The organism is Pacificibacter maritimus (genome assembly GCF_003814915.1).
GTDB lineage: Bacteria > Pseudomonadota > Alphaproteobacteria > Rhodobacterales > Rhodobacteraceae > Celeribacter > Celeribacter maritimus.
This window is the reverse complement of the sequence record NZ_RKQK01000003.1, coordinates 420,536-442,620: the sequence shown is the minus strand read 5'-3', so window position 1 is coordinate 442,620 and position 22,085 is coordinate 420,536. Positions and strand designations below refer to the sequence as shown.

Annotated in this window: 18 protein-coding genes; 10 read left to right on the top strand and 8 right to left on the bottom strand. The window is 52.8% G+C overall.

The genetic code is table 11. The annotated features are described in order from the left end of the window. Positions 1 to 19: 19 nt before the first annotated feature. Entirely contained in the window at positions 20 to 1,036 is a 1,017-nt protein-coding gene (locus EDD53_RS11400; protein WP_123793367.1) for an ABC transporter ATP-binding protein, read from the bottom strand. A gap of 2 nt (positions 1,037 to 1,038) precedes the next feature. Then, positions 1,039 to 2,052 (bottom strand): ABC transporter ATP-binding protein, encoded by a 1,014-nt coding sequence (locus EDD53_RS11395; RefSeq protein ID WP_123793366.1) that lies wholly within the window; start codon positions 2,050 to 2,052, stop codon positions 1,039 to 1,041. Positions 2,053 to 2,178: 126 nt separating this feature from the next. On the opposite strand from EDD53_RS11395, the gene EDD53_RS11390 reads away from it, so the two are divergent. The 10 genes from EDD53_RS11390 to EDD53_RS11345 all read left to right on the top strand — a co-directional run bounded on the left by EDD53_RS11390 (position 2,179) and on the right by EDD53_RS11345 (position 13,516). Beyond that, entirely contained in the window at positions 2,179 to 3,780 is a 1,602-nt protein-coding gene (locus tag EDD53_RS11390; RefSeq protein WP_123793365.1) for an ABC transporter substrate-binding protein, read from the top strand. Positions 3,781 to 3,857: 77 nt separating this feature from the next. Further along, the gene (locus EDD53_RS11385; RefSeq protein ID WP_123793364.1) at positions 3,858 to 4,832 is read left to right on the top strand and encodes an ABC transporter permease; all 975 of its coding nucleotides are present in this window, start codon (positions 3,858 to 3,860) and stop codon (positions 4,830 to 4,832) included. 4 nt (positions 4,833 to 4,836) lie between these two features. Then, a complete protein-coding gene (locus tag EDD53_RS11380) occupies positions 4,837 to 5,742 on the top strand; it encodes an ABC transporter permease (RefSeq protein ID WP_170162749.1) in 906 nt (301 codons plus the stop codon). A gap of 12 nt (positions 5,743 to 5,754) precedes the next feature. Continuing rightward, positions 5,755 to 6,456, top strand: coding sequence for a GntR family transcriptional regulator (locus EDD53_RS11375; protein WP_123793362.1), 702 nt, complete (start codon positions 5,755 to 5,757; stop codon positions 6,454 to 6,456). A gap of 322 nt (positions 6,457 to 6,778) precedes the next feature. Next, the gene (locus EDD53_RS11370; protein WP_123793361.1) at positions 6,779 to 8,284 is read left to right on the top strand and encodes an ABC transporter substrate-binding protein; all 1,506 of its coding nucleotides are present in this window, start codon (positions 6,779 to 6,781) and stop codon (positions 8,282 to 8,284) included. 11 nt (positions 8,285 to 8,295) lie between these two features. After that, entirely contained in the window at positions 8,296 to 9,216 is a 921-nt protein-coding gene (locus EDD53_RS11365) for an ABC transporter permease (RefSeq protein WP_123793360.1), read from the top strand. Beyond that, positions 9,213 to 10,097 carry an ABC transporter permease gene (locus tag EDD53_RS11360; RefSeq protein ID WP_123793359.1) on the top strand — a complete coding sequence of 295 codons (885 nt, stop codon included), beginning with the start codon at positions 9,213 to 9,215 and terminating at the stop codon, positions 10,095 to 10,097. The genes EDD53_RS11365 and EDD53_RS11360 overlap by 4 nt, the downstream gene beginning before the upstream one ends. Then, a complete protein-coding gene (locus tag EDD53_RS11355) occupies positions 10,094 to 12,073 on the top strand; it encodes an ABC transporter ATP-binding protein (RefSeq protein WP_123793358.1) in 1,980 nt (659 codons plus the stop codon). Before EDD53_RS11360 ends, EDD53_RS11355 begins: the two co-directional genes overlap by 4 nt. A gap of 18 nt (positions 12,074 to 12,091) precedes the next feature. Next, positions 12,092 to 12,445 carry a TIGR04076 family protein gene (locus EDD53_RS11350; protein WP_123793357.1) on the top strand — a complete coding sequence of 118 codons (354 nt, stop codon included), beginning with the start codon at positions 12,092 to 12,094 and terminating at the stop codon, positions 12,443 to 12,445. An 18-nt stretch (positions 12,446 to 12,463) separates the two neighbouring features. Beyond that, positions 12,464 to 13,516, top strand: a complete 1,053-nt coding sequence (locus EDD53_RS11345; protein WP_123793356.1) for an aldo/keto reductase — start codon at positions 12,464 to 12,466, stop codon at positions 13,514 to 13,516. Between the two features lie 74 nt (positions 13,517 to 13,590). On the opposite strand, the gene EDD53_RS11340 is transcribed toward EDD53_RS11345, so the two are convergent. The 6 genes from EDD53_RS11340 to EDD53_RS11315 all read right to left on the bottom strand — a co-directional run bounded on the left by EDD53_RS11340 (position 13,591) and on the right by EDD53_RS11315 (position 22,084). Beyond that, positions 13,591 to 14,271, bottom strand: coding sequence for a GntR family transcriptional regulator (locus EDD53_RS11340; protein ID WP_170162748.1), 681 nt, complete (start codon positions 14,269 to 14,271; stop codon positions 13,591 to 13,593). A gap of 649 nt (positions 14,272 to 14,920) precedes the next feature. Next, the gene (gene dctP, locus EDD53_RS11335; protein WP_211331617.1) at positions 14,921 to 15,892 is read right to left on the bottom strand and encodes a TRAP transporter substrate-binding protein DctP; all 972 of its coding nucleotides are present in this window, start codon (positions 15,890 to 15,892) and stop codon (positions 14,921 to 14,923) included. 57 nt (positions 15,893 to 15,949) lie between these two features. Then, entirely contained in the window at positions 15,950 to 17,263 is a 1,314-nt protein-coding gene (locus tag EDD53_RS11330; RefSeq protein ID WP_123793353.1) for a TRAP transporter large permease, read from the bottom strand. Further along, positions 17,260 to 17,709 carry a TRAP transporter small permease gene (locus tag EDD53_RS11325; protein WP_170162747.1) on the bottom strand — a complete coding sequence of 150 codons (450 nt, stop codon included), beginning with the start codon at positions 17,707 to 17,709 and terminating at the stop codon, positions 17,260 to 17,262. Before EDD53_RS11325 ends, EDD53_RS11330 begins: the two co-directional genes overlap by 4 nt. A gap of 668 nt (positions 17,710 to 18,377) precedes the next feature. Then, positions 18,378 to 19,928, bottom strand: a complete 1,551-nt coding sequence (locus EDD53_RS11320; RefSeq protein WP_123793351.1) for an indolepyruvate oxidoreductase subunit beta family protein — start codon at positions 19,926 to 19,928, stop codon at positions 18,378 to 18,380. Between the two features lie 11 nt (positions 19,929 to 19,939). Then, complete coding sequence (locus EDD53_RS11315; protein WP_123793350.1) at positions 19,940 to 22,084, bottom strand: thiamine pyrophosphate-dependent enzyme; 2,145 nt, start codon at positions 22,082 to 22,084, stop codon at positions 19,940 to 19,942. Position 22,085 lies beyond the last annotated feature (1 nt).

The following is a 22,085-nucleotide window of genomic DNA, read 5'->3' as shown; positions in this document are numbered from 1 at the left end:
AAAGGTGAAGAGGTCGCAGTCATGCGATCTCTTCCTTTTTAAAGCACGCGATCTGACGGTTATCAAACAGCTCCAATTCGGGTAATTCGGCAGCACAGCGCGCATCTGCAAAAGGACAGCGCGTGCGAAACGAGCATCCAGAAGGCGGATTGGCAGGGTCAGGTAATTCCCCAAGAGCAGGTGGTGCGACGTCATCTGAGATGTCTAATGTCGGCACAGCCTCAATCAACATACGCGTGTAAGGGTGGCGGGGATGATTGAAAATTTCCTCGCGCGGGCCGATCTCGACAATACGTCCCAGATACATCACCGCGACCCGATCTGCGATATGATCGACAACGCCAAGATCATGGGTGATAAAGAGGTAAGACATGCCAAATTCGTCTTGCAGGTCTTTCATCATATTCAAAATTTGCGCTTGAACAGACACATCCAAAGCTGACGTGGGCTCGTCGCAGATGATGATTTTTGGACGTGTTGACAAAGCACGGGCGATTGCCACGCGCTGGCGTTGACCACCAGAAAATTCATGCGGATATTTTTCAGCGTCCTGTGGAGATAGCCCCACCTGCGTCAAAAGGTTGTCCACCAAAACTGTGACTTTTTTAGGGTCCGTTTCGATGCCCAACACCTGTATCGGCTCGGCTATGGATTTCCCAACTCGCCAGCGTGGATTAAGTGACGAATAAGGGTCTTGGAACACCATCTGCACATCGCGACGGGCGGGCAGAGCGCTGCGTGCGATGTCTTCCATCGAGGTCCCTTGATAGTGCACAGTGCCATCGGTCGGGGTCTCTAAGCCCGCAACGCAGCGCGCAACTGTTGATTTCCCACACCCAGATTCTCCGACAAGCGCAAGTGTTTCATTGGGCTGAAGGTTGAATTCAATGCCGCGCACCGCTTTGACTTGCCGTGCGGGTTGGCGCAGGACTTTTTGCACAAGGTTTTGCGGTGCGCCGTAGGTGCGACCAAGGTTAATCACGTCCAAAAGGGACGGTTTTCCGTCTGAGTATATCTGTGTTGGCGTGTTGGTCATATTCAAACCTCCTGAGTAAGAGGGTGGACGCAAGCCACCGAATGAAATTTCGAACCGCTCATTTTGGGCACGGCTTTGCGGCAAGCATCGGTGACATATGCACATCGATCTGAAAAGGCACAGCCCTGTGGCAATTGGCCTGGGCGTGGCATGGCACCTTGGAGTTGTGGTAAACGATGCAGGCGGCGACCAATTTCTGGGATCGATTGCATCAATCCAGATGTATAGGGGTGACGCGGATTTTTGAGGACCTCGGCTGTGGGGCCAGTTTCGACAATCCGACCTGCGTACATAACCGCCACGCGATCTGTAGCCTGTGCTATCACGCCCATATCATGCGTCACCAACGCTGCTGCCAGCCCTTTTTCACGGCACAGACGTTTGAACAGAGCAATGATCTGCGCTTGAATAGACACATCTAATGCGGTGGTTGGTTCATCGGCGAACAGCACATCTGGTTCACCAGCAAGAGCAAGGGCGATGACAACGCGCTGGCGCATTCCGCCTGAAAATTCATGGGGGTACTGTGTCAGTCGATCGGCTGCGGCAGGGATGCCGACCTGCTCTAGCAGCAGTTGCGCGCGATCTTTGGCCTCTTGGCCGCGTCTTGGGGTGTGGCGCTCAATCGTTTCCACCAATTGTTCGCCAACGGTGAACACGGGGTTCAGTGATGTGAGTGGGTCTTGAAAAACCATCGCAATCCGTTTGCCGCGAATGTTGACTAATTTATTGGCGGGCAGGGTGTCTATACGCTGTGCGTTTAGGTGAACCTCGCCTTGTGACACATATAAGGGGGGGCGCAATAAGCCAGCGACGGCGTTGCCCGACATGGATTTTCCAGCGCCCGATTCGCCGACGATCCCGAGAATTTCGCCCGCCCGCAATTCATAGCTGACATCCTGAACGATGGGGATTCGGTCGTTTCTGCGCCGCAACTCAACGCTGAGCCCTTTGACGGTAAGGACAGGGTCCGCGAGCAGTTTGTCAGTGTTTTCAATAGGTCTCGTTGCAGACATTGCGCCAATCCAGATGTGTAGGGTTGCGATTTGATGATCTAACCTGACTTTTTTTAAGTCCTTTGTAAATAGGGTTTGATCAAATGATCTTTTATGCCATGATCATACCACCAACAGGAGTAAATCATGAAAAAACTATCCTTAAGAACATTACTCAGCGTTGCTATTGCGGCGACACTTCCGTTTTCCGCAGCAGCTGAGACCTTGAAATACGCTGGATCAACGGCCCCGCTGACTTTTGATCCACATGCAACGAATGACTTTTTGACAACAGCAATCGCACGTCAAACTTACGAAAGCCTTGTCGAACTTGGTCCGAACATGGAGCTTATCCCTGGTCTCGCGACCGCTTGGGACTACAAAGGCGATGCAACATGGCGTTTGACGCTCCGTGAAGGGGTCGAATTCCATGATGGAACATTGATGACCGCAGAAGATGTCGCCTTTTCGATCCTGCGCCAATCTACATCGCGTCGTTATAAATCTCTGTTTGGACAGATCACTGCTGCCAATGTGGTTGATGATATGACCGTCGATATTGTGACGTCTGCACCAGATGCCGTGATGCCAGTGAAGTTGTCGCGTCTGTTCGTCATGTCCAAAGCGTGGGCCGATACCAATGGCGTATTGGACGTGCCTGACCTGGGGTCGGATTCTACCGAAGCCTACTCATTACGCCACGCTAATGGCACAGGCCCAATGATTCTAGAGGAGCAAATCCCCGGAGAAAAAACCACATTCGTCAAAAATGACGGATGGTGGGGCACGTTTAGCGGCAATGTGGATCGTGCTGAGTACACCGCAATCGGATCAGCGCCGACACGGCTGGCAGCTTTGCTGTCAGGCGAGGTGGATTTGATCACGGATGTGCCGCTGCAAGATATTGAGCGGATCGAAAGCACAGATGGTTTCGCTGTGGTCGAAGGACCGCAACGTTTGTTTATGGAATTGGAAATGGACGGCACCCGCGACATTGCGCTGGCGACCTATGATAAAGAGGGCAACCCGCTTGAGGCGAACCCCTTTAAAGATGTGCGTGTGCGCAAGGCGATTGCCTTGGCCGTTGACAGCGAAGCCATTGTTGAACGGGTGATGCGCGGTCATGCCAAGGCACTCTCTATGCCATCCGCGCCTGGCTTTTATGGCTACCCCGAAGACATGGATGTCCGTCAGCCTGTTGACTACGAACAAGCTAAGGCGCTTTTGGCCGAGGCTGGGTATCCTGATGGCTTTGCCACCACATTGAATTGTCCGTTGGAGCGGTATGTCAACGCCGAAGAAATCTGTCGTGCCTCTGCCTCGCTTTTGGCGCGGATCGGCATTGATGTGTCTGTGAATGCAATGGTTTGGCCTGAATTTGCCAAAATGCTGGTGAACGGTCCTGACAGTTCGTTCCACTTGATTGGTGCGGCGGGCAATTCTGGCGATGTGCAAGATACCTTTGCAGCCGTGTTGCACACCCGCGATACTGAAAGTGGTCTGGGTCAGCAAAACTGGGCCATGTGGTCGAGCCCTGCCTTGGATGACACATTTGCCGAGCTTGTGTCGTCGTTTGACCCTGAAAAGCGGACAGAACTTTACCGCCAAGGTCTAAAAATTGCACAAGACGAGCAGCACGCAGTTTACTTGCACCAGCCATTCATCACTTGGGCAATGGACGACGTGGTCAACGCCACAGTACGTGCCGATAGTGCTGTGGTCCTGAGTGACGTTACTGTCGCTGAGTAAATGAAAACCAGCCCCGCGTAAGCTGTGTGCGGGGCTGTGTCCATACATGACGGCAGACCTAAGAAGAAAGACATGAAATGACTGCATCTTATCTTGTGCGCCGCCTCGGTCACGCGTTTTTGGTGATCTTTGTTGTGAGCTTGATCGCTTTTCAACTGGGCGAAGTCATAGGCGACCCCGTGACCGCAATTTTGGGGTTAGAGGCGCCGGAAAGTGCGCGGGTTGAACTGCGCGAAGAGCTTGGCTTGGATGCCCCCTATGTGGTGCGCTACGCCGCCTATATCGCGGATGCGTTCACTGGCGATTTTGGTATGTCTTACAAGGCGCAACGCCCTGTTGCAGACGTTATTGTGGAGCGCGTTCCCGCCACATTCGAACTGGCAATGGTGGCGTTGATCATTTCTTTATCGGTCGGAATTCCTCTCGGTGTTGTTGCTGCGATTTGGCGTGAAACATGGTGGGCCAGCGCTTTGATGACGGTCTCGATCATTGGTGTGTCGCTGCCGACATTTGTGATCGGCATTCTGTTGATCTTTGCATTTTCTGTGAACTTGGGCTGGCTGCCCTCTTTTGGGCGCGGTGACACGGTGATGATTGGCGGATGGAGCACAGGGTTGCTCACGCCCTCTGGTTTGGCCGCTTTGATCATGCCGGCCATTTCACTGGCGATTTCTCAGGTTGCTTTGGTCGCGCGATTGGTGCGCGCTGAGATGTTAGAAGTGCTGCGCATGGATTACATCCGCTTTGCTCGCGCACGTGGCATCAAAGATCGTGTCGTGCATTTCCGTCATGCGCTGCGCAATACCTTGCTGCCGATCATTACCGTTAGCGGCATTCAGATCGGCTATCTCATCGCCTTTGCTGTGGTGGTTGAACAAGTGTTTCAATGGCCTGGCTTGGGGACGATGTTCCTGTCTGCGCTCACCGAATCCGATATCCCTGTGATCACGGCCTTTCTTGTGCTGATCGCTTGTGTTTTTGCCACGATCAATCTGATCGTTGACCTTCTCTATGCCATGGCGGACCCACGTGTGCGTCTGTCGAAAGGGTAATCTGATGACTCCCATGATAGCTCTTCGCGGCCATGTTCGCGCGCTTTCTTTCAAGCCCTTTGTGCTTTTTGCCTCGATCATTCTTTTCTTGATGGTCATGATCGCTTTGTTTGCGCCATGGCTTGCGCCCACGGATCCATATGATCTGGCCACGTTGGATTTATTCGACAGCCACCTGCCGCCAAGTTGGATGTCAGGAGGGGATGCGCGATACTTTTTGGGGACTGATAGCCAGGGCGCCGACATCATGTCTTTGTTGATGCTTGGTTTGCGCACATCATTGACTGTTGGTCTTTTGGCCGTTGGGTTGTCCGTTTTGATCGGGCTGACACTGGGTCTGTTGTCTGGCTACTTTCGCGGTTGGATCGAAACGGTGATTATGCGTGCGGCAGACATCCAGTTTACATTTCCTGCGATGCTTTTGGCGCTTTTGATCGGTGGATTAGCGCGGTCCATGTTTCCTGTGAACAAACAAGAGAGCTCCGCTTTTTTCATTGTCGTTCTGGCGCTGGGCATATCGCACTGGCCGCATTTTGCACGTCTGGTTCGTGCTGCGGTGATTTCAGAGGCGGGTAAAAACTATGTCATGGCCTCGCGGTTGGCGGGGCGTGGGCATTTTGGTATTTTATTTCGTCATGTGATGCCGAACTCGTTAAACCCTGTCTTCGTCTTGGCCACGATGGATATCGCATTCGCAATTATGACTGAAGCCACCTTGTCGTTCTTGGGGTTTGGGATGCCTGCCAGTCAGCCATCTCTTGGAACTTTGATCAAAGTCGGCTATGGATATTTGTTTTCTGGAGAATGGTGGGTAGTCGTTTTCCCATCGGCCATATTGATCATATTGCTGGTCAGCGTAAATGTGTTTGGCGATTGGCTTCGTGATCGACTTGATCCGAAATTAAGATAGAGAAGTAGCACGATGAAACTGAGCAGTAAATTTCAGCCGGTCAAAACCCGCCGCACAGTGCAAGATCAAGTGTATGATCAGTTGCGCGAGGCCTTAGTATCCGGAGCTTTCGAGGCGGGACAGGGATTTACCATTCCTGCGCTGGCCGAAAAATTCATGACCTCTCATATGCCTGTGCGCGAAGCGTTGCGACGTTTGGCGGCCGAAAATGCATTGCGCATTTCTTCGACTGGCACAGCTGTCGTGCCTCATCTTGACAGTGACGAATGGCGTAAAATTTGCGAAGTGCGTTTGATTTTAGAACCATGTGCGGCTGAGATTGCCTTTGACAAAATGGACGAAATTGAAATCGCAGAGTTAAAGGCGCTGCTTAAAACTCATAAAGAAGCGGTGGAGGCTGGTGATATAATCGCGATGCTGGCCGCCAATCGAGCGTTTCACTTTCGAATTTATGACGCCTCAAACAATGATGTTTTGTCAAACCAGATCGAAAACCTGTGGCTGCGCAGTGGCGCATATGTGCGGTATTTGTCCGACAGAACAACTGAGTTGCTGCGCTCTGACTATAGGTCGAACTACACTATTCACCATGACGACATGATTGCAGCCCTAGAGGGGCGTGATAAGGCCCGCTTTCGTGCTGCGATGTATGAGGATGTGGTCGCAACCCGCAATTTGGTGCAACGCTTTTTGTCCGATGGATCTGCCACTTAACGGCGGAAAATCTAGCGATTGACCTCGATGGCGCAAGGCAGGGCTTGCGCCATTTGGCTTGTAATGGCGGCTTGGCGTATCGGATGGTGCAGTTGCGGAACATGGTTCTGTGAGTGCCGTGTTTTTGGGCAAAAGTGCTATTTTGTGACCTGAATAGCGAACATTTATCAGCTTTTTCAAAAGTCGAGCCAACTATTTTAAGTCTAAAATTAAACTGTATTGACGCAGGTGGTATTTTGGGGACAGGATTGATTTGTGATCAAAGATCAAACAATCAGATGCTGGCCTACGGCACTCCCTTTAATGTCCATCAGGAACCAACATGAAAAATTTAAAAATATTTGCACTCTCAATGATGACACTGGCCCCTGCCAGTCTTTGCGCGGGCCAAGCCGACAACTCGCTTGTTTGGGGCTATGATACGCAACTTGAGTCGATGAACCCTTACGCAACCAACAAAGGCAAAGCGCAGCTGGTCATGCGCAATGTGCTTGAACATCTGTTGTATCGTACTGCAGATGGCCAAGCCAAACCTGCACTTGCAACATCATGGACTTGGGTCGATGCCACAACGATTGATTTCACCCTGCGCGAAGGCGTGACCTTCCACAACGGTGAAGCCTTTGACGCAGATGACGTTGTGTACACCGTGGCGCAGATCAAGAATCCAGATGCAAAGATCTCGGCTCAAGGGGATTACAAATTTATCGAGAGCGTTGAAAAGACGGGTCAGTATTCTATCCGTATGAAACTGTCCAAACCAACGCCATCTGCAATTGATCGCCTTAGCCAAACCCTGTTTATCTTGCCAAACGAAACCTACGAAGCCATGGATGCCGCTGAATTCGGGCGCGCTCCAGTCGGCACAGGTCCTTACAAAGTCACTGGGTTTGAAGCAGGCCAGATGGTCGAATTCGAACGCAACGAAGCCTATTACGACGCGGAGTGGGGCCAGCCTCAATTCGACAAACTCACCGTTTTGACTTTGCCCGATCCGCAGACGCGCTTGGCAGAATTGACGTCAGGTCGGGTTGATTTCGTCTGGGGTTTGTCCCCCGATGACATGATGCAGCTGACCATGTCCCCAGACATCGAAACAGTGTCTGGCGATTCCACGACTGTCACGTTCTTGTCGCTCGATCCAAATGCGCGCACTGGTGACAATCCAACACAAGACAAAAATGTGCGTCTGGCGATGATCCACGCGATTGATCGCGCGGTTGTGGGGCAAGTAATGCAAGGTGCGGCCAGTATCGCGCTTGAATCCTCGTGCCACCCGAAACAATTCGGCTGTATCCAAGATGTTGCAGGCTACGAGTATAATGTTGAAAAAGCCAAAGAATACATGGCGGCCTCGGCATACCCAGACGGGTTCGAGATGAAAATCGCAGCCTTTACCGAAAACGCACGTATTGCCGAAGCTGTGACTGGATATCTGCGCAAAATCGGTATCGAGGCAACGGTGGATCAACGTGAAACCACAGCTTGGGTCAAAGACTACTTTGCGGGTGAAATCCCTGTTGGTATTGTGCCTTGGCCGTCAAATGGCGTCTACGATGTGTCCTCCATCACGCCGTTTTTCTTTGAAGAGGGGCAAGGCGACTATATCGGTGACGCTGAAATCAACGCGTGGTTCGCCGAAGCGGGATCAATCATCGACGAAGAAGAACGCCTGCGTCTTTACGCGCTTGGGTTCGGCAAAATGGCCGATGAAGTTTTGAACATCCCGATGGTGACGAAAGTGACGAACTACGCCTACCGTTCAGGGCTTGATTTCACACCCGCTGCTGACGGTTATCCGTTGATCTACATGGCTGGCTGGAAATAAGGACGGAACCAGTGGGCGCGTATTTTGTCAGAAAACTTATTGAAGCCGCAGCGGTCTGCGTTGCGGTTTCAATCATCGCCTTTTTATTGGTGCAATCGACAGGGGATCTTGCGGTTGCTATGGGCGGTCTCGACGCCTCAGCCGAAGACACAGCACGATTGCGCGAAGTCTATGGTCTCGATCAAAGCTTTGTTCAGCAATATCTCAGTTGGGCAGGGCGTGTTTTGCACGGCGACTTAGGTCAATCCTATTTCTCGCAAGAGGACGTTCTGACACTTATTCTCGAACGCCTGCCAGTCACCGCCACCTTGTCAGTTGCCTCGCTGTTGCTTGGCCTGCTGATTTCTATTCCTGCGGGCGTTTATTGCGCGATGAAACCGGATGGTTGGTTCGATCGATCTTGTCTTGGCCTGTCCGTTTTGGGCCAAGCGATGCCATCTTACTGGGTGGGATTGTTGTTGATCTTACTGTTCGGCGTCACCTTCCGTATTTTGCCAATCTCAGGCACACAATCGGCGGCAAGTTATGTGATGCCATCCTTGACGCTGGCGTGGTTTGTTTTTCCTGTCTTTTTGCGGCTTTCGCGTGCGGGTATGATCGATGTCTTATCGTCAGATTACATCCGTACGGCACGCGCCAAAGGATTATCAGAGCGCACAGTCTTGTTCAAACATGCCCTGCGCAACGCGATTTTGCCCGTGGTGTCTGTGGCGACTGTTCAGTTCGGGTTCTTGCTGGGCGGGTCGATTGTCGTCGAAAGTGTCTTTTCGCTCAATGGTATCGGCCTGCTGGCATGGAGCGCTATCCAGCGCTCGGATTACCCCGTTGTGCAGGCTGTTGTCTTGATTGTTGCCATTATTTTCGTGCTGCTCAATGTGGTCTCTGACCTATTGAATGCTGCCCTTGACCCAAGATTGACGAGCGAACAATGACCTTGAGTTCCACATCTTCTTCACGCGGCAAAATTCCGCGTCTTTTGCCTGCGCGTCTGGCTGGGCGTACTGGGTTTTGCATCGGGCTTGTGCTGCTTACAGGCTTTATCTTTATCGCTGTGTTCGCGCCATTTATCGCGCCGCATGACCCCTATACCCAAAGCCTTATGGCGCGACTAAAGCCCCCCGTCTGGGCGGGCGGTACATGGGAATATCCCTTTGGTACCGATGGGTACGGGCGTGATTATCTGTCGCGTCTGATCTACGGCACGCGCATTTCTTTGATCGTCGGGCTAGGGGCTGCTGCACTGGCCACAGTGATTGGCACAACACTTGGCGTCGTCGCCGGAGTCATGGGAGGCTATGCAAATCGTGCGGTGTCTTTCATCATCGCGATCCGCCTTGCGCTGCCATCCCTTTTGTTGGCTTTGGCCATTTTGCAGATAGCGGGCTCAGGCGTGTTTGTGGTCGTGGTGGTTCTTGCAGTGACGCATTGGGATCGTTTTGCCGTGGTCTTGCGCACAGCTAGTCGTCAGGTCGCATCGCAAGATTACGTGATCCGCGCGCGTGCCATGGGCGCCAGCGAAATGCGTATCTTACGCAGCGAAATTTTTCCCAATGTTCTGAACCATATCGTCATTATTTTCACATTCGAAATGGCGCAGTGCATTTTAGCCGCAGCTGCTTTGTCTTTCCTTGGTTTGGGTATTCAAGCACCTGAGCCGTCTTGGGGGCTAATGATGTCCGAAGGGCGCGCCTTTTTGGTGATCAACCCTTGGCTCATCACCATTGCTGGCCTTGCCATTATGTTGCTGGTTCTGGCTGTCAACCTCGTGGGGGACGGGCTGCGTGACCTTATTGTTCCAAAGGGGCGTTCATGAATATCTCATCTTCAACACTTGATGTGCGCGATCTCAACGTGACAATTCACACTCCGCTTGGTCCACTGGCTGCCGTGCGCGATGTCAGCTTGAACGTGAATGCGGGCGAAACACTCTGTATCGTTGGGGAATCGGGATCTGGAAAATCCATGACTTCTCTGGCTTTGATGGGGCTTTTGCCCCCCGCAGCCACACCCAAAGCCACGCATTTGCGGTTTGGCGATCACGACCTGACAGCGGGCGGGAGGCATGCGATTGAAAAGCTGCGCGGTGATCGTATCGCGATGATTTTTCAAGAACCCATGACGGCGCTTAACCCTGCGTGGTCCATCGGCGAACAAATGGTCGAGGGGCTGATGCATCACAAGCCATCTTTGTCACGTGCACAAGCCACGGCGCGTGCAATCGAGTTGTTGGATGCCTGTGGTATTGCCGATCCAGAACCACGCCTGTCACAATATCCGCATCAATTGTCTGGCGGATTGCGTCAGCGCGTCATGATTGCGATGGCGCTTATGACAGAGCCAGATTTGCTCATTGCGGATGAACCGACAACGGCGTTGGACCGCACGATTTCAGCACAAATTCTTGCCCTGCTCAAAGACCTGCAAAAACGGTTGAACTTGGCGATCATCTTGGTGACCCATGATTTTGACGTGGTGCGCGATGTGGCCGATCGCATCTGTGTGGTCTACGCAGGGCAGGTGGTTGAATCTGGGACACGCGCCCAAGTTTTGGGCCAACCTGCGCACCCCTATACACGTGCTTTGCTCAGCTGTGTGCCGAATTCTGATGCGGATGCAAACACGCGTTTAGGGTTTTTGCCCGGCGTTGTTCCATCCTTGATCAACTCAGATGATGGGTGTCAGTTTCGTGCGCGCTGTTCGCTGGCGCATGATGGCTGCGCACAGCCAGTCCCTGTGTCAACTGAGGCAGACCGCCAGACAATCCGCTGTACGTTGAGTATGGAAGATATCAACAATCGCTACCGCGACCCTGTGCCGCCTGCCGCTGTCAAAGCAGAGGTCTCTGACGACACACAGGCCATGCCTGCCCTTGAGGTGAAAGGTGTTGTGCAAACCTATGAGGTCCGCAAGGGGTTGTTTGGAACCAAGGGGCAAGTTCATGCGCTGCGCGGTATTGATTTGGGTGTGCGCAAGGGCGAGGTGCTTGGTCTTGTTGGTGAAAGCGGGTCTGGCAAGTCCACTCTGGCGAGGGCCTTGCTGGGCGTTGAGGCACCCGCCTCTGGTGAGGTGTTGATCAACGGCACGCCGATTTCCAAGGTTGATCGCAAACGCCGTGCCCGTTTGGTCCAACCTGTCTTTCAAGACCCGTACTCATCGCTCAATCCGCGTCGCACGGTCGAAGAAACCATTCGCTTGTCACTTGATATTCATGAGATCGGTACGCCCGATGAGCGCAGGGTCGACGTCAAACGCATGATGGATCTTTGTGGCCTGCCTGCGCGCACGGCCGCGAATTTCCCTGCGCAAATGTCAGGCGGGCAACGTCAACGTGTTGCGATTGCTTCCGCGTTGATTTTGCGTCCTGAAATTTTGATTTGTGATGAACCAACATCGGCCTTGGATGTCTCCGTTCAAGCGCAGATTTTGAATTTGCTCAAAGATTTGCGGGCAGAATTTCAACTGACTTTTGTGATGATTTCTCATGACCTTAACGTCATTCGTGCGATGTCGGATCGTGTGGCGGTGATGTACTTTGGCCGCATTGTCGAAGCTGGGCGGGGTAAAGACCTGTTTCACGCACCAAAGCATCCTTACACCGAATTGCTTTTGGGCAAGCTTGGTCAAGGTGAGGAACCACGCAAAGCTGTGGACTTTCCAAACCCGCTCAAGCCCCCGCAGGGGTGTAGTTTCGCGGGGCGCTGTCCGCGTGCGCAGGCCAAGTGCGCTATCGATGATCCGCGGTTGACGAAAGCCGGACCGCAGTCGGCCGCGTGTCATTTTCCAACCTAAAGCCAAAGGACGTACATCATGATTAAGAGCGATACTGACGGAAGTTTCGAGCTTTACGACCTCAGGGTTGAAGTCGTTCGCAGCGGCCCGGGTAAAATTTACTGCGGCGCGGAGGGCGATTATTTCGAGTTGCGTGGGGAAATGCTGCATTTGCCACAGGGGCAGGGATTCTCGATCTATTCTTTGTCCGCAGTCTTGCCGCTTTTGGCCGCCAAACAACGCCCCTGTCACCCAAATGACTGGATGAGCACAGATGCGAATTGTGCATGCCCCGATCCCAATTGTCCCACACAGTTGCGAATTACACGGATTGGCACGCGCCGTTTCGACCATGCAGATACAACCGCCGTGCCCTTGGAGGGGCAAGGATAAATGACCGCAGGAGACACCATGAGTAAAGTAGAACGCGCCAATTTGGCTCCCGGATATGAGATCAGCCGTATTCTCAAAGGCAGCTGGCATCTTGCGGGCGGACATGGCGCTGTAGACCGCGATACAGCGATTGCAGAGATGTATGCCTATATGGATGCGGGCATCACTGCCTTTGATTGCGCTGATATTTATACAGGTGTTGAGGAATTGATCGGGGCATTTCGTGCCGATTGCAAAGCCAAGGGGCGCAATGATTTATTGGACCTATTGAAGGTTCATACCAAATGCGTGCCTGATCTTGATAAACTCGCGACGATCCAGAAAAGTGACTTGCAAGCGACCATAGACAGATCGCTGCGCCGTTTGAACGCGGATCGTTTGGACCTCGTGCAGTTCAACTGGTGGGACATGGATGTGCCGCGTCATCTTGAGGTGGCAAGCTGGCTTAGCGATTTCCAAAAAGAGGGCAAAATCGACAAGCTTGGCACAACCAACTTTAACACGGATCAGATGCAGGATTTTGTGGCCTCTGGCTTTCATGTCTCGACCATCCAAACCCAGTTTTCACTGATCGATCGTCGCCCGACCAAAAAGATGGTCGATTTCTGTGCGGCAAATAACATCAAAATTCTGTGCTATGGCACCGTTGCAGGTGGTTTTTTAAGCGACAAATGGTTGGGCGTGGCCGAGCCCGTTGGCGAGATGGAAAATCGGTCTTTGACCAAGTACAAACTGATCATTGATGACATTGGCGGCTGGGATGCGTTTCAGTCTTTGTTGCGATTGTTGCGTCGGATCGCTGACAAACATGGTGTTGATATTGCCTCGGTTGCGATGCGTGCGATGTTGGCCGAACCGCAAGTGGCTGGCATCATTGTCGGTGTGCGCCATGGAGGGCATCTGGGCAAACATGCTGCCTTGTTCGACCTGCAACTCGACAGCGATGACATGGCACAAATTCAGGCGGCCATTGATGGGAATTCGATTGTGGATGGTGATTGCTATGATGTCGAACGTGACCGCAATGGGCGCCATGGTCGGATCATGAAATATAATCTCAGCGAACACTAATTCACGCAACACCAAGTGTCGTATCGAACAAAAGGCCAGCCCAATGTCGTCGGTTGGCCTTTTGTCTTGTGCGGTCAGTCTTGTTGACTGATTTCAGCGATCAAATCGAAAAAGCGGTTGATGTCATTTTCAATCGCCAGTCTAGCCCCTGCGCCGTCCTTGGCTTTCAGGGCTGCAATCAGTTGAATGTGCATTTCCGCGCCACGCCCCTCGCGGGCGTCAAAGTATTCGGCAGCGGTACGAATGTTGGGGCCAATGCGCATCCATAGGCTTTCGATCAGCGGTGGCAAAACCTCTGATTTGGAATAACGGTACAACGAAAAGTGAAAATCAAGGTTGCGCGAAATTGAAGAAATGATGTCGCGGTTTTCGTCTGACGATAATTCATCATCCAAAATCTTTTCAAGATGTGCGATCTGGTCTGGTGTGACCTGCGTGGCCGCAAGTTCGGCGGCCAAGCTTTCAAGCGCAAGACGCGTGCGGCGCAGGTCTTCAAGTTGCACGTTGCTCAGTTTTGGCACCCGCGCGGATCTGTTGGCCGAGGCATCCAGCGCATGTTCTGCGACCAGTTGCCGAATAGATTCACGCACGGGTTGGGCGGACGTGCCAAAGGTGTGTGCGAGGTCTGCGATCTTAAGCGCTTGGCCCGGCAAAAACTTTCCTGTCATCAGCATAGTGCGCAGTTCTTCATACACACTGCCTTGGATCGTTTCGTGCCGAACGGGTGTGAAGTTTAACGAATGTGTTGTGCTCACGCTATTTATATCCTGTGCTTCGCAGTTCATTTTCCGTTGAAAGGGCGCAAGTTACAAGATCGCAGGGTGAATAGGGTAGGGTTCAAAATACATTGTGCTAATTTTCTGACAGGAAACGATCAGCGCAAAGCCAAGAGCGGGCGGTCGCGTCACTAGATCAAGCCTGTAAAAAGCATGACATTTACCAAAGTAAACATCGACACGTTCGCGTTAAAGCCAGTCCTTCCTATCTCTTTGCGTCGCTCTATCCAAGTGATCGCAATTGTTCCAATCCGAGGGTGCTTTTGAGATGGGCGGCGCGTAAATCAGGCCTGCTTCGCCGCGCTCCGCTTAGGCCTTGCGACACAGGTCAAAGCTGGCGCGGCCAACCCCAAAAGAGCGGCAAGCCTTTGCAAGGTGACCAATATCTTCTGCGGCGCAGAATTCGCAGCTTGCGTTGAAACTCGCGGGGATCCTTGCTCAGGAAAATCTCCGTCTTCCCAAGCCTGAGCGGTTAAAGGAAATGTCTCGCGAGTAACGGTATATCTACGCTGGGCACAGGTCCAAACGTTGCTCGAAAAAGACGGGAATAATCCGCGACAAGTCCATAGAAAAAGACGGCCGAATGGTTCAGCCGTCCTCGTTTTTTATCGTAAAGGTGCAACACCGCTTACTTAGAGAACATCTCACGCAGCTTAGGGCCTGCTTCGGGATTTGCTGCGAGGACAGGCTTCCAGCCCTCTTCCACTGACATTTCGATAAATGCTGCGGCTTCCGCCTCAGGGAGTGACAAGGGCGCGATACCTTCTTCGGTTTGGCGCGCGATATCGGCGGCCGCCAAAGGTATAAGGCGATCAGATTCTGACTCGATCTGAAGCATCTGTGATTCTAGGAAAACGCGTTGCTCATCGTTTAGCTTTTCCCAAGTTTTCTCACTGAAATAGACGCCTGTTTCAACTTGGTAGAAGCCTGGATCAACGCGGGCTTTTGTTTTCTCTTGCCATCCGAGATCGAACACACCAGTTGCGGGCCAAGCGTATCCGTCAATCGTGCCGCGTTCTAGAGCTGTGTAAACTTCTCCAGGTGAGGTTTGCATCGTATTGATCCCAAGGCCTTTGAAAAAGGCTTGATAGATTGGTACCGAACGAATCTTTAGACCTTCGAATTCGAGGTTCTCAGGCGCATCGGACAGATAGATGTGATAGGGGACGTTTTCGGTAAGGCGACCCAGCCAATGGATACCGGCTTTCTCGCGGTGGATTCCGTCTAACAGGTCATAACCGCCATTCGCACGTAGTTCTGACATCGACAAACTGGTCAACGTCATGGCCAAGCCTTCAGGCACCAGATTGGCGTGATACACTGCCGTCGTGTTGGCCATGTCTACCACCCCGTTGCGTAGCGCATTGCCGATCTCAAACGGAGGCATCGCGTCGGGTCCGCCGATCACATCGATCTGTACGATTCCGGCACCATTTTCATTCACGCGATCGGCAAATACTTCGAACGGTTCGGAGAATACTGTGTTGGGCTGAAAGGCCGAAATGGCTCGCAATGTAATTTCGTCGGCCTGGGTCGCAGTGGTGAATGCGCTCAAAGTCAGCGCTGACACAAGGGTTAGAGAGCGAAATGATTTGGTCAATGGAAGTCTCCTGTTGGTTAGCATCCTCGCGTTCTTGTAGTGCGAGTGAAGGTTGGGCTAGCGGGTGAGTGACGGAAGGAACGTTGTGAGTTCCGGCCAGAAAATCATCAAGCCTAGGACCAGAATCTCGATCAGTATGAAGGGCAGCGCCGCTTTGTAGATTTGAACCAGCGGAACCGATTTGACAGCGCCTTGCATCACCATAAGCAAGATGCCGAAAGGGGGCGTGAGTAAGCCCAGTTCGATAACGACGAGCATCATCAAGCCAAGCCAAACGAGGTCGATCCCCGCGCTCTGCGCGAGCGGAATAAACAACGGCACTGTGATCATCATCATCGAAACTTGATCAATAAAGCAGCCCATCAAGAGCAAAATCAGCAGCATCGACAAGATCAATGTCATGGGCGTTGGGTCGACGGCCGTTACGAGTGACAGCATCCCCGTTGTCGCCCCTGAGAATGAAAGTATCTGAGAAAACGTGGTGGAAGCGACGATGATGAACAAGATCGAAATCGACACTTTTGCAGTCTCAGCCAAAGAGGCCCGCAACGCATCCCATGAAAGTTTTCCGTAGCAGATAGTCGCCACAAATGCGGCCATAGCGCCTAGGGCGGCGGCCTCGGTCGGCGTTGCTATCCCTGACAGCATCCCACCAATTACAGCGACAAATATGCCAAACAACGGCACAACATCGCGCAAAAATGGCACGTAACGTTCGCGAAATGTATAGACCCGTACAGTATCTTGGCGCGGCGCAGAGTTTGGGTCAAAGACGCCTACTAAGATGACATATAACAGGAAACCAGCCGCCATCAGGAAACCTGGAACGATCCCGCCGATCAGCAGTTGCGTGATGGAAATGCCCGAGAGTGACCCTAGCATCACTGCTAAGGTAGAGGGGGGGACCAGAACCGCGATTCCGCCCGTTGCCATCGCGGGGCCCAGCGACAGCGTGGTTGAGTAGCCGCGTTTCATCATGTCTTGCGACAGAGTGCTGCCGAGAAGCGCCGTGTTTGCAATAGATGAGCCTGACAGAGCTGAAAATGCTGTGCCGCCAACCACCGTGACACAGGCCAAACGTGCTGGCAAACGGTTCAACATCCGTTCGACAGCTTCAATGGCTTTGAACGCCAGTCCGCAGTGGAACAACAGTTCGCCCATCAAAATGAACAAGGGAATGGGCACTAAGGAAAATGAACTGACTGCACCAGAAGCGTTGCGCACAAGCTGATCCAGTCCCGATGTCCCTCCTAGAAATATCCATGCTCCAACTATATTTGTTCCCAAAAATGCCAGTGCTACGGGCAGGCCTGTCGCAAAAAGACCGGCTAATACTGCCCCAAGGATCGACAATGTAATCCACCAAATCATTGATTGTAATCCTTCAAAGTCAGGCGCAAAGCAAATTCTAGAAAGCACATCCCAAGACAGATCAGAATTGGCGCTAGTAAATACCATTCAGGGAAAACAAGGTTTTTGAACACCAAAGAGCCAAGTTGCCATGTGTCGAATGTGACCAAGCAGGCCCGCCAAAACAAAAGCCCCGTGATCGCAAGTCCTGCGACGTTGGCAACCACCGCCAAACGGCGCGCATTGCTCTGAGAGAGTGCGCGCGGCAAAATATCGACCTGCACGTGGCCATGCGCATGCAACAGCCATGGGGCCCCTAGAAACGTCGAGACCATCAGTAGATACTCAGTGAACTCACTTATCCATGGGATCCGTGCTATCGCGAGGTTGCGGATCACGACATCCGCACTCACAACGATCGCTATTGCGGCAAAGCCGACTGCGGCAGCTGCTCCAAAACAGCGCATAGTCCAATTCATCGAATTCCTTATAAACATCTGATGTCCGTCCTTTTGGAATTACGATAGCTGTGCGAATTTTTAATTCAAGCTTAAAATAAAACTAGACCAAAGTAACACGTATGAAGCGTGGATCTTCCAAACATGTCTGCAAAATACGCTTAAATAGGGCATTTGCGCTTGATTTTTGGCGAATACCATCAAAGATGGTCTCTTTTGATTGCCCTCAACATCTTTACTTCTAAAGTAAATGCCTATTTGACTGGAGCCACTTTTGCTTGACCTTTTACAGGCCAGATGCGTCCCAAAGTGGGTGCAATGCCTTTAACTCTGACAAAGGCAGGGAGCGTCTCGTCCAAAATCGTTGAAACGCCGACCTAATCCCCGCTTCCAAAGCTTGCGCCAAGGGACCTGAAATCGGTGCAAATTCCAAACCATGCTGGGCCAGTTTCGCGCCGTACTTGGCCACGAAAGCTGAGCCAGAAAAATCGACAGGTTCATCGCTGCCACGTCATGGTAAAACCGACCCAAGGCTTAGGCTTCAGTGTGCACCGAGCCGCCCGCCTTGGAGTCCCGTTCAAAGACTTAAACTGACTTGCCACGCGCTGCCAGAACGGCTGCGGCCACAAGCCCATTGATACCTGCGCCGATGATCACGATGGGCTTTGTCATGTCTCTTACTCGGCAAAGCTTTTGACGGTTTGCAAAGCGCCATCCAGTTTGTCGCCTTCGACGTCATCAAGGGCGGCAGTACGCAATCGGCGCATCCAGTCGGCGGCATCTGCGCGCCCTTTGAGCAAGTCCACCGCGCCCATGACCCGCGCGAATTTGGACATGCCGCGCGTATGGGTGTCGGAATATCCCTTGATCAGGCGATAGTTCGTCAGCATTTCGGTCGCCAAGGCTTTGTCCGTTTGCGCGATCTCTAGAGTTTTGGAAAACCACGTGTTTGCGTGGGTCATTTCGCTGTCATGTCGCAGCAATTTGCGTCGAAGAGGGCGCAAAGACGACACGGTCCAAAGCGCAAGATACCCTGACAGACTGTCGGTGCGGATCCGTCTGCCTTTGTCGAGATACTTTGTGTAAAACGCTTCGATGCTTTTGCGATTTTGCATGAAGCGGCCCAAAGCCCGTGGCAGCGTTGTGGTGAATTCTTCGTAGCGCGGATGAAAATACTCGGTTAGACGCAAAAGCTGATCATCTTTGACCACAACTTCGTCTTTGACGCGCTCAAACCGTGACGCGCGGGTTTTGATGTCAGCCACACGAATGAGATCGTCATAGCACAAGGCCCGCGCACAATATTTTGCAGCGGCGATGCTCATTTCATAGGGGGCGGCATCCAATGCGACGGCTTTTTCAACCATGTCCAGATACTGATGCCCGTAATCGACATCCTGATAGTCGACAACTTTTTTCACACCAAGTCCGGTCATCTCGTGGATGTCTTGCGGCATAGCGGTCAAGCGTTTTTCAAGTGCGCTCCATGATGCCTTGAGGCCCTCTGGCACGTTCAAAACGGGCAGCGGGCGTTCTTCGGCGGTTGGTGCTTCAGGCGCGGGTTTGTCGCCGCGTGCGATGTCATAGGCCTCGCCAAAGGCGCGCAATGAGGCGTCGACGCCACGCCCTGAGGCGCGAATAATGTCTTCGAAACTTGCGCGATCAAATGGCAGGGCGCCTGATCCTGCGAGGGCGCCCAAAAGTGAGGACGAGATGACCGATCCAGCTTGCTTGGCAACGGTTTCCATATCGAAGGCCACCAGTTGATCGGCGGCAACACCCATGGCCTCATAGACATCCGTTTCGTCCATGCGCCCGTCACCTGGGGCGGTTTTCTCAGAAACGGCGGCGATGCGGTGTGTCGATGTGATCAAGGTCGTGCGCCCCGGTGTCACAAACCCGCGCATGATCGCGCGGCCACCTTCCATGAGTTCTGAGGCCACCAAAATATCTACGTCGCCAATCGAGGGCGACAAGGAAAATACAGGCATGCGGCCTGTGTCGCGGCACATTTCGATGTAATAAATCGTCGCCCCTGTGCGCTGTGCGACGCCCGCGACTGAGGTGGATTGCGCGCGATACCCATTGGCCTCGGCCACGGCGACGATCCAATTTGTCAAAACGCCGCCGCCTTGGCCGCCCACAGCAAGGGCCGCCAAAGTGATGATTTTCTCGCCGTCAGGGCCGGGGGATCTGCGCGCGATGATGGGTTTTGTTGCGATATTCATGGGCAGGATCCTTAGGCAAAAGCCACACGTTTGGCGTCACGACGATTTTGCAACCATCCGATGATTTTGCCTGTGCGAGAGGCGCGTCTTTTTTCAAAATCGCTGGGGTTCGACACGATTTCAGCTTGATAGAATGATGGGCAAAGCACAGCCGCATCAGCCACTTCGCCACAGTTGCCACAGCCGACGCAGGTCTGGTCGATGGCGGCCACCGGATCGTCACGCAAGGGATCGCCTGTGTCTTTCACCGACAAAGATGGGCACCCAGACAGGCGCATACAGGCGTGATCACCGGTGCATATATCTTCGTCGACACCAAAGCGTGGGCGGACCACGCGTTTGCCGTCTTTAGCGGCTTTGGCCAGTTGCGGTTTCACGCGCCGTTGTTTGTTGAGCATGCATTCTGAGGACGCCACGATGACTTTCGGGCCTTCGACTTGGGTTGTCAGAGCCTCTTTCAATGTGTCGCGCATTTTGGTCACGTCATAGGTGTGATCGATCTGGCGAATCCATTTGACGCCCATGCCTTTACATGCGGTGACAATAGAATTTTGGGTCTGCTTGGTTTTGTTGGTCGCACGCGAAGACAGGATGTCTTGGCCGCCTGTCGCGGCAGAGTAATAGTTGTCGACGATCACGATGACATTGTCATTTTTGTTGAACACTGCGTTGCCAACTGACGATGTAAGGCCATTGTGCCAAAATCCGCCATCACCGACGAATGAGATCGACCGACGCCCTTCTTTGTCAGCGTTGTGAAAGGCCGAGGCAGAGGCAGGTCCAAGACCGTAGCCCATTGTGGTCGCGCCGATGTCAAAAGGCGGCATGATCGAAAACAGGTGGCAGCCGATATCAGACGCGATGTGGTGTTCGCCAAGCTCTTCTTCGACCAGTTTCGTGGCAGCAAAAATAGGCCGTTCAGGGCAGCCCGTGCAAAACCCTGGTGGGCGCGCAGGCAAAGAGTTGGTCAAATCGGGGATCTGAATGGGTTCTTCGTTGGTGGTGACCTTCGCCACGGGCAGCATCTTTGGCGCATATGTGGAAAAGAATTCGCCTAAGCCATCGACCATCACTTGGCCCGTGTATTCGCCGCCCATCGGCAACGTGCCTTTACCCTCCAGTTTGACGGATTTTCCAGACTGGAAAAGCATATGGCCGATTTGTTGTTCGATGTAATTAGGGTGACCTTCCTCAACGACCAGAATGGCATCTTTGCCTTCGCAGAACTCCAATATTTGATCCGGTACCAAAGGATAAACACAGTTGAGCACCAGCATGTCGACGTCGGTGTCGCCATATAGATTGGCCAAACCAAGGCGGTTCAATGCGCGGATCACCGTATTGTAGGTGCCGCCTTGAACGATGATCCCGACTTTGCCTTTGGGGGAGCCAAAGCGTTCGTTGATCTCTTTGTCGATGATAAACTTTTGCGCAGCAGGCAGGCGTTTGCTCAGCTTTTCCGCTTCATGAATGTAGGTCGCGGGCGGCAAGACGATGCGTTCCAAATCGCGTTTGGGATTTTCCAGCGCGTCACTTACCGTCATGTCTGGGCGTTGGTTGTCTTGGGCTTCGAAGTGCCCGTGAACGTGGCAAGACCGAATGCCCATTTGCAACATCACAGGCGTGTTCGAAATCTCCGACATCTCAAACCCGTCGCTGACCGCTTGCACGATAGAGGGCAAATTGGGGCGTGGGTCTAGCATCCAGACCTGAGACTTCATCGCAAAAGCATAGGTGCGCTCTTGCATGATCGACGACCCTTCGCCGTAGTCTTCGCCGATGATGATCAATGCGCCGCCCGTCACACCGCCAGAGGCGAGGTTCGACAAGGCATCAGAGGCAACATTCGTGCCGACGACGGACTTATAGGTCACAGCGCCGCGAATGGGATAGTGCACACTGGCCGCCAACATGGCCGTGGCCGTGGCCTCTGAGGCCGAGGCTTCAAAGTGCACACCCAATTCGCTTAAAATCTCTTGGGAATCTGCCAAGACATCCATCAAATGCGAAATCGGCGAACCTTGGTAGCCGCCCACATAGCCCACGCCGTTTTCTAACAGGGCCTTGGTGATGGCCAAGATGCCTTCACCAGTGAAGGTCTCGCCTGCGCCCATCTTCAGTTTCTGGACTTCCTTGGCGAAAGAACGTTCTGCCATG